Below are 16093 nucleotides of genomic sequence, written 5' to 3' on the forward strand. Positions count from 1 at the left end.
CATCGGCCGTTTCAGGTCGGGGTGACCGTTCGCTCCGGCCACTCGATGCTGGACAGTGCGCCCCGCAGCACCGATTCGTAGATCACGTCGAGGTCCAGTTCGTCGCCGAGGAAGTCGGTGTTCACCAGCATCACGAAGCCGTGCATGGCGGCGAAGATGCTCACGGCGGAGTCGAGGGTGTCCTCCGGCGGCAGTCCGCACGAGGCCAGCATCGTGCGCAGTGCCGTGTTCGCGTCGAGTGCGGCGGAGATGAACGCGTCCCGGTCGACCGGCGCGGTGGTGAGCGTCTGGTACCGGTGCGGGTGGTCGGTGGCCCAGGCGCGGTGCGCGTCGAGGAGCGCCCGGAGGCCGTCGGGACCGCTTCGGCCCATGGCGATCTCGCGTAGCCGCGCACCGAGTTCCGCCATGGTGCGCACCTGAACGGCACCACGGATGTCGTCGAGGTTGCGGACGTGGTTGTAGAGGGATGCGGTGACGACGTTCAGCCGGGCGGAGAGGCTCGTCATCGACAGCGGTTCCCAGCCGTGCTCGTCGATGATCTCGATCGCGGCATCCACGACCTTGTCCCGCGTGAGTGTGCGACGTCGGATCGGTCCGTTCTGCCCTTTCGCCATGGGTCCAGCATAAGGGCTTCCATTATAAATGAGAGTGTGTAGTTTAAGACGCATCCCATTCGTTTATCGATCGAGGAGCAGTGTATGACCGCGTCTCGGATTGATCTCAAATCCCCCGACGTCTTCGCGGAGGGGGTGCCCTACGCGTTCTTCGACCATCTGCGGGCGAGTGAACCCGTCTACTGGCAGCCCGAGGAGAACGGCACCGGGTTCTGGGCGGTGACCAGGCATGCCGACGTCGTCGCCGTGTCCCGCGACAGTGCGACGTTCTCGTCGGCGGTGGGCACCACCCAGATCGACGATTTCGACGAGCAGACCCGCGCGAAGCAGGCTGCCATGCTCGTGAACCTCGACCCTCCCGACCACACCCGGCTGCGACAGCTCGTCAGCCGCGGATTCACCCCGCGCACAGTCAAAGTGCTCGAGACCCACATCCGCGACATCTGTACCCGGATCGTCGATCGGCTGCTCGAGGACCGGGACGTCGACTTCGTCCCCGAAGCGGCGGCGCCGCTGCCGCTGGAGGTCATCGCGGCGCTGCTGGGTGCGCCTGCCGGGGACGTCGACAAGCTGTACGACTGGTCGAACCGGATGATCGGCTTCGACGATCCGGAGTATGGCACCACCCAGGCCGACGGCGAGATGGCCGCTGCCGAGATCTTCCTGTACGCGAACGAGCTTGCGGCGCAGCGTCGCATCGAGCCGCGCGACGACATCGTCACCAAGCTCGTGCAGCCGGATGAGAACGGCGACACGCTCACCGAGATGGAATTCAACATGTTCTTCGTCCTGCTCGTGGTGGCGGGGAACGAGACGACGCGCAACGCGACCGCCGGTGGGATGCAGGCGTTCATCGATCATCCCGATCAGTGGCGGCGACTGCAGTCCGAGCCCGAGCTGGCGCCCCGCGCGGTGGAGGAGATCCTGCGGTGGGTGACCCCGGTGATGGACTTCCGCCGCACCGCCGTCCGGGACGCGTACATCGGCGACCAGCTCGTCAGGGCCGGCGACAAGGTGGTGATCTACTACCCGAGCGCCAATCGGGACGAGGCCGTGTTCGACGAACCGTATCGGTTCGACATCGGCCGGAGTCCCAACCCGCAGATCGCGTTCGGTGGCAGCGGGGTGCATTTCTGCCTTGGCGCCCACCTGGCGCGTCTCGAGCTGAAAATCCTGTTCGAAACCCTCGCCGCGCGGATCGACCACGTCGAGCCCACCGGACCGGTCGTCCGGCTGCGGTCGAATTTCATCAGTGGCATCAAGACGATGCCCGTGCGAATTCACCCGCGCGACACGGTGTGAGACCCCGCTTTTCATTGCCAGGCGCCGGTAACTGTAGTAGCGTCCAGACACGTGTCCAGTAGTATGAATTTCGAGTCCACCCGCCGCCGTCTGACCGAGAAGCAGGCCGACACCGTCGACCGGCTCACCAAGGCGGCAGTCGAAGTGCTGCGTGAAGAGGGATTCGCGGGACTCACGGTTCGCTCGGTGGCCGGCATCGCCGGTGTCGCGCCGGCGACCGCGTACACCTACTTCTCCTCGAAGGAGCACCTCGTCGCCGAGGTCTTCTGGCGCCGCCTCGCCGCGTCGCCGCCGCAACCGGCAGACGACGGACTCGACCGCACCGGACGCGTGGTCGCCGTACTCCGCCACATCGCTCTCCTGGTGGCGGACGAACCCGAACTCGCCGGCGCCGTCACCAACGCGCTGCTCGGCCGCGACCCCGACGTGGAGCACCTCCGCGCCCGCATCGGCCTGGAGATCCGTGAGCGCCTCGCCACGGCGCTGGGAGACGGCCACGATCCCGACGTCCTCGAAGCGCTGGAGCTGCTGTACGCCGGCGGCCTGGTCCGCGCGGGAATGGGCTACGGGTCCTACGCACAATTCGCCGATCGACTCGAAACTTCCGCCAAGCTGATTCTGGAGTAGATGCCATGACCGCAGCCTCGATGCCCGGGGTGTCACACAATCCGGTGACGTTCAATCCGTACGACTATGGCTTCCACGAAGATCCGTACGTCACGTATCGAAGACTGCGGGAAGAAGCGCCGGTCTACTACAACGAGGAACTCGACTTCTGGGCGCTGTCCCGGCACGAGGACGTCGTCGCGGCGTTCCGCGACAACCAACGTCTGTCGAGCGCGAACGGGGTGTCGCTCGACCCGGCGGCCTACGGCCCGCACGCCCACAAGACGATGTCCTTTCTCGCACTGGACGATCCGCGGCACATGCGGATGCGCCAGTTGGTGTCGCGGGGCTTCACGCCGAGGCGGGTGAACGAACTCGAGGGGCGGATCGTGGACCTGACTCGGCAGTACCTCGACCCCGCTCTCGAGGCCGGCGAGTTCGACTGGATCGCCGAGTTCGCCGGCAAGCTCCCGATGGACGTGATCTCCGAGCTGATGGGGGTACCGGAGGCCGACCGCGGGGAACTCCGGCGGCTCGCCGACCTGGTGGTGCACCGCGAGGAGGGCGTCCTCGACGTGCCCCACGCCGCGATGGAGGCGTCGCTCTACCTCGTCGGCTACTACGCCGACATGCTGGCCGAGCGGCGGAAGAAGCCGACCGAGGACCTCACGTCCGCCCTGCTCGAGGCGGAGATCGACGGCGACCGGCTCACCGACGACGAGATCATCGCCTTCATGTTCCTGATGGTGGTGGCGGGGAACGAGACCACCACCAAACTTCTCGGCAACGCGTTGTACTGGGGTTTCCGCTATCCCGACGAGGCGCGGCACGTGTTCGACGACGCAAGCCGGGTGCCGGCGTGGGTGGAGGAAACCCTGCGCTTCGACACGTCCAGTCAGATGGTCGCGCGGACGGCGTCCGTCGACCTGCACTTCCACGACCGGACGATTCCCGCCGGCGACAAGGTGCTGATCCTCATCGGCTCCGCGAACCGGGACTCGGCGGTGTTCGAGGACGCCGACGAATACCGGATCGGCCGGGACAGTTCCAACAAGCTCGCGAGCTTCGGCGGCGGCACCCACTTCTGCCTCGGCGCCCACATGGCGCGGCTCGAGGCGCGGATCGCCCTCACCGAACTCGTCTCCCGCATCGACGACTACGACATCGACGAGGCGAACAGCGTGCGGGTCCATTCGACCAACGTGCGAGGTTTCGCCGCCCTCCCCATGAAAGTGCAGGTCCGCGATGCCTAGATTCGAGCCCAACCCGCAGCGGCGACCCTCGATCGTCGCCGGGGCGTCCTCGGGAATCGGCACGGCGACGGCCTACGCGCTCGCCGAGGCCGGTCATCCCGTCGCGCTCGGGGCCCGCCGGCTGGCCGAGTGCGAGGAGATCGCGGAGAAGATCCGCAGCAACGGGGGAGAAGCGTTCGCGCACCACCTCGACGTCACCGACACCGCCTCCGTCGACGAGTTCGTCGTCGCGGCGGAAAAAGCGCTGGGCCCCATCGAGATCGCGCTGTCGGGAGCCGGCGACCTGGAGTTCTCCATCGCGCACGAGATGGACCCCGATCAGTTCCTCGCTCAGGTCAACGTCCATCTGGTGGGCGCGCAGCGTCTCGCGCACCGCATCCTCCCCGGCATGATCGAACGCCGGCGCGGAGACTTCGTCCTGATCGGATCCGACTGCGCCGACACACCCCGGCCGCGGATGGGCGCCTACAACGCCGCCAAGTCCGGCGTCGAAATGATGGGCCGGCAGATGCGAATGGAGTTGGAAGGTACCGGCGTCCGGGCGTCGGTCGTGCGCCCGGGCCCGACGCAGACATCCATGGGGATGAACACCACCGAGGAGGTCATCGGACCCGTCCTCGAAGACTGGGCGAAATGGGGATTCGCCCGGCACTCGTACTTCCTGCGCGCCTCCGCGATCGCCGACGCCGTCGTCGCTGCCGTCAGTGCGCCCCGCGGCGCACACATGGTGCTGATCGAGGTACAGCCCGAGGCGCCCCTGCGAAAGGAGGGAGAATGAACCTGGCAACCCCGCAGCGGGTGTCCGGCGGCGAACACGAGCACGGACACCTCGACGAGCTGCGTACCGACCCGATCGCGCTGATGCGCCGCGTCCGGGAGGAATGCGGAAACGTCGGCGTCTTCCAGCTCGCCGACAAGAAGGTGGTGCTGCTGTCCGGCGCCGAGGCCAACGAATTCTTCTTCCGCTCCACCGACGAGGATCTCGACCAGCAGGCCGCCTACCCGTTCATGAAACCGATCTTCGGCGAGGGCGTCGTATTCGACGCGAGCCCCGAGCGCCGCAAGGAGATGCTGCACAACCAGGCGCTGCGCGGCGAGCAGATGAAGGGCCATGCCGCGACGATCGCCCACGAGGTCGACCGGATGGTGGCGCAGTGGGGCGATGAGGGGGAGATCGATCTCCTCGAATTCTTCGCGGAGCTGACCATCTACACGTCCTCGGCCTGCCTGATCGGGAAGAAGTTCCGGGAACAACTCGACGGCCGGTTCGCGCACCTGTACCACGAGCTGGAGCAGGGCACCGATCCCATTGCCTACGTCGATGCCTACGCCCCGATCGAGAGCTTCCGCCGGCGGGACGAGGCGAGGGTGCAGCTGGTGGCCCTCGTCCAGGAGATCATGAACGGGCGCATCGCGAACCCGCCTCAGGGCAAGGAGGATCGGGACATGCTCGACGTGCTCGTCTCGATCAAGGACGACGACGGCAACGAGCGCTTCACCGCCGACGAGATCACCGGCATGTTCATTTCGATGATGTTCGCCGGGCACCACACTACGTCCGGCACCGCGGCCTGGACCCTGATCGAACTGCTCCGGCACCCGGACTACGCCAAGCAGGTGGTCGCCGAACTCGACGACCTGTATTCGGACGGTTCCGACATCAGTTTCGGTGCGCTCCGTCAGATCCCGAAACTCGAAGCGGTACTGAAGGAGACGTTGCGGCTGCACCCGCCGCTGATCATCCTGCTCCGTGTCGCGCGCGGCGAATTCGAGGTCGGTGGCTACCGGATCGCCGAGAACGACCTCGTGGCGGCCACCCCGGCGATCTCCAACCGGATCGCGGAGGACTTCCCGAACCCGGACACGTTCGATCCCGAGCGCTATATCGACCCCAACCAGGAAGACATCGTCAACCGGTGGACGTGGATTCCGTTCGGCGCCGGCCGGCACCGCTGCGTCGGGGCCGCGTTCGCGCTGATGCAGTTGAAGGCGATCTTCTCGATTCTCCTGCAGGACTGGGAATTCGAGATGGCGCAACCGTCCGAGACGTACCGCAACGATCACAGCAAGATGGTGGTGCAGCTGCAGCAGCCATGCACCGTGAGGTACCGGAAGCGAAGCACGTGATGAAAGTCGAAGCCGACCTCGACCTGTGTCAGGGTCACGCCGTGTGCGAGATGGAGGCACCGGACGTCTTCGCCGTCCCGAAACACGGCAAGGTCGAGATCCTCGACACCGACCCACTCGAGAACCTGCGCGCCGAGGTGGAGAGCGCCGTGCGCTTCTGCCCCACCCAGGCCCTGCGGATCCTCGCGGACAACGACTCTGAAGGAGATAGCTGATGGTGCAGTTCGATCGTGCGGAACTCGATGAGATGGTGCAGCGCTGGGTGGACGAGAACAAGCGGTGCGAGTCGCTCGGCGACTGGAAGTCGCTCGCCGAGATGTACACCGAGGACGCCACCTACGGGTGGAATTACGGACCGAAAGACGACTTCATGGCCGTCGGCCGGGACGAGATCCGCGACCTGGCGCTGGGGCAGGAAATGGAGGGCCTCGAGGGCTGGGAGTATCCGTACCAGCAGTTCGTCGTCGACGATCGCAGCGGCGACGTCATCGGATTCTGGAAGCAGGTGTCCGAACGCACCCGAGACGACGGCACGCACTATCAGGTCACCGGGATCGGTGGCAGCTGGTTCCGGTACGGCGGCAACTTCCAATGGTCCTGGCAGCGTGACTTCTTCGACTTCGGCAACGTCTCGAGCCTGTTCCTCGAGATGATCACGAACAACGCCATGTCCGACGGCATGAACGCGCGGATCCAGCGCGCGACGTCCGGCCGGTTGCCGGGGTGGTATACCGTCGGGCAGGCCCCGGTCTCGTTGTGGTGAGCCCCGTGAAGGTCCCGGTGTCGTTCGCCGATCTGTCCCGCGAGGATCTCGCGATTCTCGTTCCGGAACTGCTCCTGTGCGGGCATCTGATCGACCGCTCCGGGATGCCGCACCTGATCGGCGCGTTCGGACGCGAGGGGATGACGCAGGTCGCGATCGAGGAGTGGATGGCGTCGAGCCCGCTCTACACGAGGCGGATGCAGCGGGCCCTGGGTTTCGAGGGTGACGGCGTCGTGACGATCTTCAAGGGTCTGCAACTCGACATCGGCGCGCCACCCCAGTTCATGGACTTCCGGTACCGCGTCACCGATCACGATCACGGCGAATTCTGGCTCGATCACTGCGGCGCGCTGATGGATGTCGAACCGATGGGCGACGAGTACGTGACGGCCATGTGCCATGACATCGAGGACCCGACGTTCGATGCGACCGCCCTGGCCACCAACCCGCACGCGCAGGTGCGCCCGGTGCACCGTCCGCCCCGACGGCCCGCGGACCGGACCCCGCACTGCCTGTGGACGGTCACCATCGACGACACAAACCTGCCACCCCCGGTTCCGGAAGGATTGGTGACGTTGGGGCGGTCGCGGGCGGCGACGGTGGAGTTGTCGCCGATCGACACCGGCGGGCCGGGAAAACACGACTACGCGGGCGCACTCCTCGATGACCTGCGGTTCGCGGACTTCTCCCACTCGGCCCTCACCCGGATGGCGGAGGAAGTGTGCGTGCAGCAGCATCTGCTGACCCTCGGCTTCCTGCTGGCGGTGCGCGCACGCACCGACGACGAGGCAGCCCTCGACATCGCCCGCAAGCAACTCACCGGCATCGCGGGACTCACGTCGGAGCGGATCCGGAACGCACTCGGGCTACCTGCGGATCTGGAGGGCCTGGCCGCCGTCCTCGCCGTCCACCCGGTATTCAATCCCCGGCAGTACGTGGACGTCACGCTCTCCCTCGACGACCGCCTCCTGCTCACACTCGGACGCGACTGCGGAGCCGGCGAGGACGGGGCGTGGCCGACCATGATCGACGGCGAGCACCTCGCGCCGTTGAACGCTCTCGTCCGGGGAGTGTCGCCGAAGTTCGCCGTCCAGGTGGTCGAGGAGACGGACACGGCACTCACCGTGGAGGTCGTCACCGGTGAACCGCCCGCGAAGGAGGCACCCGAGGTCGCGCTCACCCGGTTCAGCACCGGAGCCGACTTCGCGTTCACCGACCGAGGAATACCCCTACCACTCACAGTCGTCTGAGAGAGGACGCCCACCGTGGCCTACAACCTTGCAGACCTCTTCGAGCACTCCGTCGACACGATGCCGGAGCGGGTGGCACTGATCTGCGGCGCCCGTCGTGTCACCTACCGGGAACTGGAAGACCGGGCCAACAGGCTGGCCCACCACTTCCAGGACGTGGGGCTGACCACCGGCTCCCACATCGGCGTGCACCTGCACAACTCCATCGAGACCATGGAGACGTTGCTGGCGGCGTACAAGATTCGCGCGGTCCCCATCAACATCAACTACCGCTACACCAGCGACGAACTCGCCTACGTGTACGGCAACGCCGAACTCGACGCCGTCGTCCACCATCGGGTCTACGCCCCGCGAATCGCGGAGGTGCTGCCGTCGCTGCCGAGGATCCGGCACACCGTCGTCGTCGAGGACGATCTCGGCGGCGCCGGTCTGCCCAGCGACTCGGTGCCGTACGAGGAGGCGCTGTCCGGCAGCGGAGACCGGAACTTCGTCGAACGCAGCTCCGAAGACCTGTTCATCATGTACACCGGCGGCACCACCGGACGCCCCAAAGGGGTGGTGTGGACGCACGAGGCGATTTGGCGCGTCCTCGCGGGCGGTCTCGACTTCTACACCGGTGACGCGATCGAGGACGAATACCAGCAGTCGCGGGTCGGGTCGCAGGCAGACCCGACGCTGTGGTTCGCGCTGCCGCCGCTGATCCACGCGGCCGCGATGATGCCGACGTTCACCGCGCTGTTCAGCGGAAACACTGTGCTGCTGCAATCGAAGTTCGATGCCCACCGGACGTGGGAGTTGGTCGAACGGCACAGGGTGCAGATCCTCATCATCACCGGCGACGCGATGGGGCGGCCGCTGATCGAGGCGCATCAATCCTCGCGCACCGACACGTCGAGCCTCGGTGTCGTCGCCTCCGGGGCGGCGTTGTTCTCGCCGGTGATCAAGGACGCGTTCCTCGAGGCATTCCCGGGACTGCTGGTCTCCGACTCCATCGGCGCCTCCGAAACAGGCTTCGGCGGAATCGGTTTCGCGACCAAGGGGGAGAAACAGGTGGGCGGGCCCCGGGTGCCCGCCGGACGCTACACCCTGGTGATCGACGAGAACGACGTTCCCGTCGAGCCGGGCTCCGGGAAGGACGGCTGGTTCGCGAAAGGCGGATACGTCCCCGTCGGCTACTACAACGACCCGGAGAAGACCCGGGAGATCTTCCGGGAGGTCGACGGGCGGACCGTCGTCGTCACCGGCGACCGCGGGCGGATCGAGGCCGACGGGTCGATCACCCTGCTCGGCCGCGGCAACATGGTGATCAACACCGGCGGCGAGAAGGTGTTCGCCGAAGAGGTCGAGAGCGCCGTGAAGGCCTACCGCGACGTGTACGACGCCATCGTCGTCGGCGTGCCCGACGAACGGTGGGGGCACCGTGTCTCCGCGGTCGTGCAGGCGCGAGACGGCCGGGGCGTCGACTTCGCCGGGCTCGAGGAACACGTGCGGCAGAGCCTGGCCGGCTACAAGATTCCGCGTCTCGTGTGGGTGGAGCAGACCGTCCAGCGCACACCCAGCGGCAAACCCGACTACCGGTGGGCCCAGGGCGTCACCAAGCAGCGCGACCCCGACCACCGCACGTGAGTGGCAATGTGTGCGGGAGCACACATTGCCACTCACGTGCGGGTCAGGCGGGAGCGCGGACGACCAGGACCGTTCCCGGGAACTCCGCGGCCAGCTCCTGACGGCTGTGCTTCACGGCGGCGGTGCCGTAGCCCTTCTTCCGGGCGCCGGGGTCGATCCAGATCGCGACGTCCACCTCGCGCCCGGACAGCTCGCCGAACACCATCCCGACGGCCGTGTTCGCCTCGGTGTCCTCACACACGAACCACGCCGCGGACTCGTCGTCTACACGGCTCAGGCCTTCGGTGCGCTCCTGCTCGACCCGATCCTCGGACCACTGCGCGCCCGCGTCGTCGATCTGCTCGACGCAGCGGCGCCGGAACAGTTCGGCGTCCTCCTCGGTCTGCGTGAACGGGCGGAGGCGGAAGTTCCGGCCAGTGCTCGCCGGCCGATCGCTCGCGGTCCACTCCAGCGTGGCGTCGAGGTCTTTCAGTTCGGTCTGGATGCGCAGCCGCTCGACCTTGGTGAGCCGCCGGAACGTCAGGTTGAGGACGGCCTCCGCGTACGCCTCGGTGGTGTCGAGGAGTCCGGCGACAGTGGTGAGGGCCTCGGCGTGGTCCTCGCTGTCGACGATGGCGTCGAGAACCTCGTGGCGCTGCTCGAGTGCGCGCAGCAGGACCGCGGTGAGCTCGCGACGGTCGTGTATCCGATCTTGAACCTGTGTACTCATGTCTGCAATTCCTCGCCCTCGGCCGTCCTACAAGTCCGTACGCGTCAATACTGCAAGAAGTCCTCCGACATGGCACCCGTTACCCGGCGGTACATACAGTGCTGTCGGGGACGGCAGTGCTATCGGGGGCTGCAGACGACGACGGGGATCGTCCGGTCGGTCCAGGCCTGGTAGTTGTCGAAGTCGGCGTACATGTCGACGAGCCGCGGCCACAGCTGCGCGCGTTCCTCGGCATCCGCCACGTGGGCGGTCATCGGCCGGACCCGCGACTTCACCTGAACGGTCACCTCGGGATTCGCGCGCAGGTTCAGGTACCACATGGGGTGCTTCGGGAGGCCGCCCTGCGAGGCGACGAGGACGATGCGGTCGCCGTCCTCGAGGAACAACAGCGGGCTGATTCGCGGTTCGCCGCTCTTGCGGCCGGTGGTGGTGAGCAGGCAGACGGGCAAGCCGCGAGGAAAGGCGCTACCCACCCGCCACTTGCTGCCCAGCAGGCCACTCGTCCGCCGGTACAGCACGACGTTGATCCTGGACATCCACTTGATGAAGGAGACGGTCCACTTCGAGTCGAGGCCGGGCGGTCGGGCGGCGGTGGGCGCATTCATCAGCGGATCCTAGATCCGCTCGATGATGGTGCCGGTGGCGAGCGCGCCGCCCGCGCACATCGTGATCAGTGCCGTCGACCCGTCGGTGCGTTCGAGTTCGTGCAGCGCGGTGGTGATGAGACGAGACCCGGTGCTGCCCACGGGATGGCCGAGTGCGAGCGCACCGCCGTTGACGTTGACCCGATCCATGTCGGGTTCGTGCACCGACGCCCACGACAGCAGCACCGACGCGAAGGCCTCGTTCACCTCGAACAGGTCGAGGTCGCCGATCTTCATGCCGCTGCGTTCGAGGACGCGTGCCGTGGCCTGGACGGGTCCGTCGAGGTGGAACTCGGGTTCGGAGCCGACGAGCGCCTGGGAGATGATCCGGGCCCGCGGTGTCAGACCGAGAGCGCGTGCCCGGGCCTCGTCCATCAGCATCACGGCGGCGGCGCCGTCGGAGATCTGCGACGACGTGCCCGCCGTGTGGATGCCGCCCTCGAGCACGGGCTTCAGCTTGGCGAGCGATTCCGCGGTGGTGTCGCGCAGACCCTGATCTCGGCTGACGACCTGCGTTTCGCCGGTGAGGTTGCCGTCCTTGTCCACGACGGGCGCGGTCACCTTCAGCACTTCCCGGTCGAATCGGCCCTCGTCCCAGGCCTGCTTGGCGCGGGCCTGCGAACGCACCCCGAGCGCCTCGACGTCGGCGCGGGTGATTCCGCGGCGACGGGCGATCCGCTCCGCGGCCTCGAACTGGTTGGGCATGTCGATGTCCCAGTCGGCCGGCCGTCGCGGCCCGGCGTTCTCACCGACGTTCGCACCGAGCGGTACCTGGCTCATCGCCTCGATGCCGCAGGCGATTCCGACGTCGATGGCGTCGGTGGCGATCAACCCCGCGATCAGGTGGTTGGCCTGCTGGGCGGAACCGCACTGGCAGTCGATCGTGGTGGCGCCGACCTGCCAGGGCAGCCCGGCATGCAGCCACGCCGTCCGGGTGATGTTGTTCGACTGCGCACCGGCCTGGGTGACGCAGCCGCCGATCACCTGCTCCACCAGTTCGGGGTCGATGCCGGCGCGGTCGAGGATGCCCCGCTGAGCGGCGCCGAGAATCTCGGCGGCGTGCAATCCGGACAGCCAGCCACCGCGCTTTCCGATCGGGGTGCGTACGGCCTCGACGATTACGGGTGTGCCCACGGTGGGCTCCTTTCCTTGTTCTCAGAAAATAGAACAGGTTCTGCCATCCGGGCAAGGTCTGAATGAGCTTTCCTTTGCTAGTCGCCCGGCTTGTGCTTCAATGCTAGTAGAACGTGTTCCACATCACTGAGTGGTGTATGGCTTAGGGCAGGAGACAGCAGTGGCGCAGCCCAATCTTCCAGAGGGTTTCGACTTCACCGACCCGGACATCTACGCAGAGCGCATCCCCTATCAGGAGTTCGCCGAACTGCGGAAGACTGCGCCGATCTGGTGGAACCCGCAGCCGCCGGAGATCGGTGGCTTCCACGACGACGGCTACTGGGTCGTCAGCAAGCTCGAGGACGTCAAGGAGGTGTCGCGGCGCAGCGACGTCTTCTCCACACACGAGAACACCGCGATCGTGCGCTTCGCCGACGACATTCCGCGCGAGAACATCGAGATGCAGCGCTTCATCCTCATCAACAAGGACGCTCCCGAGCACACCAAGCTCCGCAAACTCGTCTCCCGCGGCTTCACGCCCCGTGCGATCAACAGCCTGCGCGAAGAACTCACCGAGCGCGCCGAGAAGATCGTGAAGGCCGCCGCCGAATCGGGTGCCGGCGACTTCGTCACCCAGGTGGCGTGTGAACTTCCGCTGCAGGCGATCGCCGAACTGCTGGGTGTGCCGCAGGAAGATCGCCTGAAAGTGTTCGACTGGTCGAACCAGATGACGGGCTACGACGACCCCGAACTGGACATCGATCCGCAGGCCGCGTCGATGGAGATCCTCGGCTACGCGTATCAGATGGCGGACGAGCGCAAGAAGTGCCCCGCCGAAGACATCGTCACGACGCTGATCGAAGCGGACATCGATGGAAATGAGCTTTCTCCCGAGGAATTCGGCTTCTTCGTGATCTTGCTGGCGGTCGCCGGCAACGAGACCACCCGCAATGCGATCACACACGGCATGATGGCGTTCCTGGACCATCCCGATCAGTGGGAGCTCTACAAGAAGGAACGTCCCAAGACGGCGGCCGACGAGATCGTCCGGTGGGCGACCCCTGTCAACTCGTTCCAGCGCACCGCACTGGAAGACACCGAACTCGGCGGAGTGCAGATCAAGAAGGGGCAGCGAGTCGTAATGCTCTATGGCTCCGCCAATTTCGACGAGGACGCGTTCGAGAACCCGGAGAAGTTCGACATCATGCGGGAGAACAACCCGCACGTCGGCTTCGGCGGCACCGGCGCCCACTTCTGCCTCGGGGCCAACCTCGCGCGACTCGAGATCGACCTGATCTTCAATGCGATTGCGGATCACCTGCCCGATATCAGTAAGCTGGGAGATCCGCGGCGGTTGCGCTCGGGCTGGCTCAACGGTATCAAGGAGTTTCAGGTCGATTACAAGACTGCGTCAGGCGGTTGCCCGGTCAGACACTGACCCCCCTGATTCAGCGGCGTCGGAGGGCACCCTCATCCTCTCCGACGCCGCTGTTCTCCTTCGGTCCGAGGAAGGGTGGGAGCAGATCATGACATTGCAGTCCACCGTCCACGACCTGGGTGCCGGTTTCCCGGCGCCGGGAGACCCGGCCGTGACCGCGGCCCTGGGCGCGTTCCTTCGGCGCCGCGACCCCGCACCTCGCCTGCTCGGCTTCGGGGAGCCCATGCACGGGGAGGAGGTATTTCTCCGGCTGCGCAATCAGATGTTCCAGTACCTCGTCGAACACGAGGGCTACCGGTCCATCGCGCTCGAAAGCAGTTGCCTGAAGGGGCTGCTCGTCGACGCCTTCGTGCGCGGCGGGACGGATCACACGCTCGACCACGTCATGGTCCACGGTTTCAGTCACGGATTCGGAGAGTCCCGGGCCAATCGCGACCTGGTCCGGTGGATGGCCGAGTACAACCGTCGACGCGGGCCGGAGGATCACCTCCGATTCTTCGGATTCGACGCCCCCATCGAGATGACGTCCGCCGACAGTCCCCGGCAGGCCCTGATCTTCGTCGACACCTACCTGCGGTCCCACCTCGACGAGCAGGATCTGCCCTGCACTCCGGACCGGATCTCCGCACTGATCGGCGACGACGGCCGCTGGAGCAACCCGGCCGTCGCCATGGACCCGACCCAGGCCGTCGGTGCCACCCCCGAGGCCGTCGAGTTGCGTCTCATCGCCGACGACCTCCGGACCCTGCTCGCCGCGCAGGCGCCTCGCCTCCTGGCCGCAGGCGCGCGAGACGACTTGTGGGAGGCCGAGCTTCACGGTCGCGTCGCCACGCGCCTGCTCGGCTATCACGCCGGCATGGCAGAGAATTCCCCACGCCGCATTGCCCGGCTCCTGGGAATCCGCGACACTCTCATGGCCGACAACCTGTCCGCGCTGGTGCAGAGGGAGGCCGACCGGGGCCCGACGTTCGTCTTCGCCCACAACGGTCATCTGCTGAGGGGCGAAACCCACTGGGATCTCGCCGGACTGCATCTGCGCTGGTGGTGCGCCGGCGCCCACCTGGACGTGCGGTTCGGCGACGCCTACACGGTCATCGGTTCGGCCGTCGGGGAGGCGCCGGGCCACGGCATCGGACCCCCGCCACCCGGCACCCTCGAGGACGGGCTCTTCGCGGTCGGGGAGAGCTGTCTGGTGCCGGCCGCGACGGTGGCGCGCAGTATCGGAGGAACGGAGAAGCGTGCCGATGCGTCGGGCAACTCCACGTACTTCCCGCTGGACCCCGGCCTCGGCGAACTCGACGCCGTCCTGTTCGTCCGGCGCATCGACGATGCCGACGGGTGATCCGAAACGCTCAGACCTTGCGCAGGGTCTTCATCGCCCGCTCGACTTCCCAGAAGGCCCGCAGCGACGTGATCTTGCCCTCGTCGTTCACTCGGTAGACGAACACGCCCTCGGCGTCGATCTGCGATCCCGCCACCGTGGACCGGATGGTCCCGATGTTCACGTTCTCGTTGCCGCAGACCAGTGAATCGGTGATGAGGAACTCGAGCGATTCGGTGGTCGCGATCGTCATGTCGTAGAACCGGGAGATCGCGTCGAGGCCGTGGTGACCCTTGCCTTCGGGGTCGAAACCCGAAGGGCCGACGGGATCTTCCACGCAGGCGTCCTCGGCGAACAGGGCCAGCCACTCGTCCTTGCGCCTGCCGCTGGCCGCCTCTCGGGACGCCTGCCCGGCGAGGCGGGCGGGATGGTCGGTCGTCGTCATGTCCACACCCCTATCCGATGTACTGGTCGGCGAACGTGCGCAGCGAATCCTGCTTGGCCTCGAGTGGTCCGTCGAAGCCGATGCCGTCGAACACCCACGGGACCACGATCGTGTCGGTCACCCCGGCACCCGCCAACTCGGCGTAACCGTCCTTCCCGAAACGGTCGATGCAGACGGTCTGGATCTCGTACGGCAGATCGGCCCGGCCGTATTCCTTCCGGAGTTCCCGCAATCGAGCGATGACCTGGACGAGATCGTCGAACTTGATCATCGCGGACGTCCAGCCGTCGCCCACCCGCGCGGCGCGGCGCAGGGCGACGTCGGTGTGCCCGCCGACGTAGAACGGCACCGGTTTCGTCGGCGCCGGGCTCATCTGCAGGCGGTCGAAGTCGTAGAACTCACCGTGATACTCGACCATCCCGCCGGCGAGAATCAGCTTGATGACGTCGATCATCTCGTCGACGCGGGCGCCGCGTTTCGCGTACGGCACTCCGCACCATTCGAATTCCTCGGGTGCCCAGCCGATCCCGACGCCGAAGCCGAACCGGTTACCGATGAGGTTGGCCACCGATCCCACCTGGCGAGCGAGGAGCACCGGGTTGCGGGAACCCAGTTTGAGGACCTGGGTGTAGAACTCGATCTTCGACGTCACCGCACCCATCGCGGCCGCCGCGATCAGCGGATCCACCCACGGCGTCTCCTCGTTCCACATCCGTGAGCCGTCCGGTGTGTACGGATAGTCGGCGCTCTGCTTCTCCATGAAGAACAGCGAGTCGGGGAGTGCGATGGACGAGAATCCGCACTCCTCGGCTGTTTTCGCGAGAGCAGGCAGTTGGTCGAGGGGATTCATGGCGATGCCGACGGTGAACTTCATGGTGATTT

Annotated in this window: 17 protein-coding genes; 11 read left to right on the top strand and 6 right to left on the bottom strand. The window is 66.5% G+C overall.

The annotated features are described in order from the left end of the window. Positions 1-11 precede the first annotated feature (11 nt). The gene (locus RJ1_RS01865) at positions 12-614 is read right to left on the bottom strand and encodes a TetR/AcrR family transcriptional regulator (RefSeq protein ID WP_073358195.1); all 603 of its coding nucleotides are present in this window, start codon (positions 612-614) and stop codon (positions 12-14) included. An 84-nt stretch (positions 615-698) separates the two neighbouring features. Between RJ1_RS01865 and RJ1_RS01870 the strand changes: the two genes are divergently transcribed. From RJ1_RS01870 to RJ1_RS01910, 9 genes are all read left to right on the top strand, one after another. Beyond that, positions 699-1916 (top strand): cytochrome P450, encoded by a 1218-nt coding sequence (locus RJ1_RS01870; protein ID WP_073358196.1) that lies wholly within the window; start codon positions 699-701, stop codon positions 1914-1916. A gap of 63 nt (positions 1917-1979) precedes the next feature. Further along, positions 1980-2543 carry a TetR/AcrR family transcriptional regulator gene (locus RJ1_RS01875; protein ID WP_073358197.1) on the top strand — a complete coding sequence of 188 codons (564 nt, stop codon included), beginning with the start codon at positions 1980-1982 and terminating at the stop codon, positions 2541-2543. 5 nt (positions 2544-2548) lie between these two features. After that, a complete protein-coding gene (locus RJ1_RS01880; protein ID WP_073358198.1) occupies positions 2549-3775 on the top strand; it encodes a cytochrome P450 in 1227 nt (408 codons plus the stop codon). Continuing rightward, the gene (locus RJ1_RS01885) at positions 3768-4553 is read left to right on the top strand and encodes an SDR family oxidoreductase (RefSeq protein WP_073358199.1); all 786 of its coding nucleotides are present in this window, start codon (positions 3768-3770) and stop codon (positions 4551-4553) included. Before RJ1_RS01880 ends, RJ1_RS01885 begins: the two co-directional genes overlap by 8 nt. Continuing rightward, positions 4550-5902: a lanosterol 14-alpha demethylase gene (cyp51, locus tag RJ1_RS01890; RefSeq protein ID WP_073358200.1), complete on the top strand. Its 1353-nt coding sequence runs from the start codon at positions 4550-4552 to the stop codon at positions 5900-5902. Before RJ1_RS01885 ends, cyp51 begins: the two co-directional genes overlap by 4 nt. Beyond that, positions 5902-6117, top strand: a complete 216-nt coding sequence (locus RJ1_RS01895) for a ferredoxin (RefSeq protein WP_073358201.1) — start codon at positions 5902-5904, stop codon at positions 6115-6117. The genes cyp51 and RJ1_RS01895 overlap by 1 nt, the downstream gene beginning before the upstream one ends. Then, the gene (locus RJ1_RS01900; RefSeq protein ID WP_073358202.1) at positions 6117-6665 is read left to right on the top strand and encodes a nuclear transport factor 2 family protein; all 549 of its coding nucleotides are present in this window, start codon (positions 6117-6119) and stop codon (positions 6663-6665) included. The genes RJ1_RS01895 and RJ1_RS01900 overlap by 1 nt, the downstream gene beginning before the upstream one ends. Further along, entirely contained in the window at positions 6659-7915 is a 1257-nt protein-coding gene (locus RJ1_RS01905) for a hypothetical protein (protein ID WP_073358203.1), read from the top strand. The genes RJ1_RS01900 and RJ1_RS01905 overlap by 7 nt, the downstream gene beginning before the upstream one ends. Before the next feature lie 15 nt (positions 7916-7930). Continuing rightward, positions 7931-9541, top strand: a complete 1611-nt coding sequence (locus RJ1_RS01910; RefSeq protein ID WP_073358204.1) for an acyl-CoA synthetase — start codon at positions 7931-7933, stop codon at positions 9539-9541. Between the two features lie 43 nt (positions 9542-9584). Here the strand turns inward: RJ1_RS01910 and RJ1_RS01915 are convergent, their stop codons facing one another. The 3 genes from RJ1_RS01915 to RJ1_RS01925 form a co-directional block, all read right to left on the bottom strand. Then, positions 9585-10250 carry a GNAT family N-acetyltransferase gene (locus tag RJ1_RS01915; RefSeq protein ID WP_073358205.1) on the bottom strand — a complete coding sequence of 222 codons (666 nt, stop codon included), beginning with the start codon at positions 10248-10250 and terminating at the stop codon, positions 9585-9587. A 119-nt stretch (positions 10251-10369) separates the two neighbouring features. Then, positions 10370-10855, bottom strand: coding sequence for a nitroreductase family deazaflavin-dependent oxidoreductase (locus RJ1_RS01920; RefSeq protein WP_073358206.1), 486 nt, complete (start codon positions 10853-10855; stop codon positions 10370-10372). 9 nt (positions 10856-10864) lie between these two features. Then, positions 10865-12028: a steroid 3-ketoacyl-CoA thiolase gene (locus RJ1_RS01925; RefSeq protein WP_073358207.1), complete on the bottom strand. Its 1164-nt coding sequence runs from the start codon at positions 12026-12028 to the stop codon at positions 10865-10867. Positions 12029-12188: 160 nt separating this feature from the next. Between RJ1_RS01925 and RJ1_RS01930 the strand changes: the two genes are divergently transcribed. Further along, positions 12189-13445, top strand: a complete 1257-nt coding sequence (locus RJ1_RS01930) for a cytochrome P450 (protein ID WP_073358208.1) — start codon at positions 12189-12191, stop codon at positions 13443-13445. A gap of 88 nt (positions 13446-13533) precedes the next feature. Next, positions 13534-14787: an erythromycin esterase family protein gene (locus RJ1_RS01935; protein ID WP_073358209.1), complete on the top strand. Its 1254-nt coding sequence runs from the start codon at positions 13534-13536 to the stop codon at positions 14785-14787. 10 nt (positions 14788-14797) lie between these two features. On the opposite strand, the gene RJ1_RS01940 is transcribed toward RJ1_RS01935, so the two are convergent. Together RJ1_RS01940 and RJ1_RS01945 are read right to left on the bottom strand one after the other, a co-directional pair. Then, positions 14798-15211, bottom strand: a complete 414-nt coding sequence (locus tag RJ1_RS01940; RefSeq protein ID WP_015888542.1) for a nuclear transport factor 2 family protein — start codon at positions 15209-15211, stop codon at positions 14798-14800. Positions 15212-15221: 10 nt separating this feature from the next. After that, on the bottom strand, positions 15222-16085 hold the full coding sequence (locus RJ1_RS01945) for a TIGR03619 family F420-dependent LLM class oxidoreductase (protein WP_073358210.1): 864 nt from the start codon (positions 16083-16085) through the stop codon (positions 15222-15224). Positions 16086-16093 lie beyond the last annotated feature (8 nt).

The sequence above is a fragment of the Rhodococcus jostii NBRC 16295 genome, from assembly GCF_001894825.1.
GTDB classification, from domain to species: domain Bacteria; phylum Actinomycetota; class Actinomycetes; order Mycobacteriales; family Mycobacteriaceae; genus Rhodococcus_F; species Rhodococcus_F jostii.

What these genes read in the sequence shown, in the direction of transcription:
- RJ1_RS01865 (WP_073358195.1), bottom strand. Translation starts at nt 614, where the DNA reads ATGGCGAAAGGGCAGAACGGACCGATCCGACGTCGCACACTCACGCGG.
- RJ1_RS01870 (WP_073358196.1), top strand. Translation starts at nt 699, where the DNA reads ATGACCGCGTCTCGGATTGATCTCAAATCCCCCGACGTCTTCGCGGAG.
- RJ1_RS01875 (WP_073358197.1), top strand. Translation starts at nt 1,980, where the DNA reads ATGAATTTCGAGTCCACCCGCCGCCGTCTGACCGAGAAGCAGGCCGAC.
- RJ1_RS01880 (WP_073358198.1), top strand. Translation starts at nt 2,549, where the DNA reads ATGACCGCAGCCTCGATGCCCGGGGTGTCACACAATCCGGTGACGTTC.
- RJ1_RS01885 (WP_073358199.1), top strand. Translation starts at nt 3,768, where the DNA reads ATGCCTAGATTCGAGCCCAACCCGCAGCGGCGACCCTCGATCGTCGCC.
- cyp51 (WP_073358200.1), top strand. Translation starts at nt 4,550, where the DNA reads ATGAACCTGGCAACCCCGCAGCGGGTGTCCGGCGGCGAACACGAGCAC.
- RJ1_RS01895 (WP_073358201.1), top strand. Translation starts at nt 5,902, where the DNA reads ATGAAAGTCGAAGCCGACCTCGACCTGTGTCAGGGTCACGCCGTGTGC.
- RJ1_RS01900 (WP_073358202.1), top strand. Translation starts at nt 6,117, where the DNA reads ATGGTGCAGTTCGATCGTGCGGAACTCGATGAGATGGTGCAGCGCTGG.
- RJ1_RS01915 (WP_073358205.1), bottom strand. Translation starts at nt 10,250, where the DNA reads ATGAGTACACAGGTTCAAGATCGGATACACGACCGTCGCGAGCTCACC.
- RJ1_RS01920 (WP_073358206.1), bottom strand. Translation starts at nt 10,855, where the DNA reads ATGAATGCGCCCACCGCCGCCCGACCGCCCGGCCTCGACTCGAAGTGG.
- RJ1_RS01935 (WP_073358209.1), top strand. Translation starts at nt 13,534, where the DNA reads ATGACATTGCAGTCCACCGTCCACGACCTGGGTGCCGGTTTCCCGGCG.
- RJ1_RS01940 (WP_015888542.1), bottom strand. Translation starts at nt 15,211, where the DNA reads ATGACGACGACCGACCATCCCGCCCGCCTCGCCGGGCAGGCGTCCCGA.
- RJ1_RS01945 (WP_073358210.1), bottom strand. Translation starts at nt 16,085, where the DNA reads ATGAAGTTCACCGTCGGCATCGCCATGAATCCCCTCGACCAACTGCCT.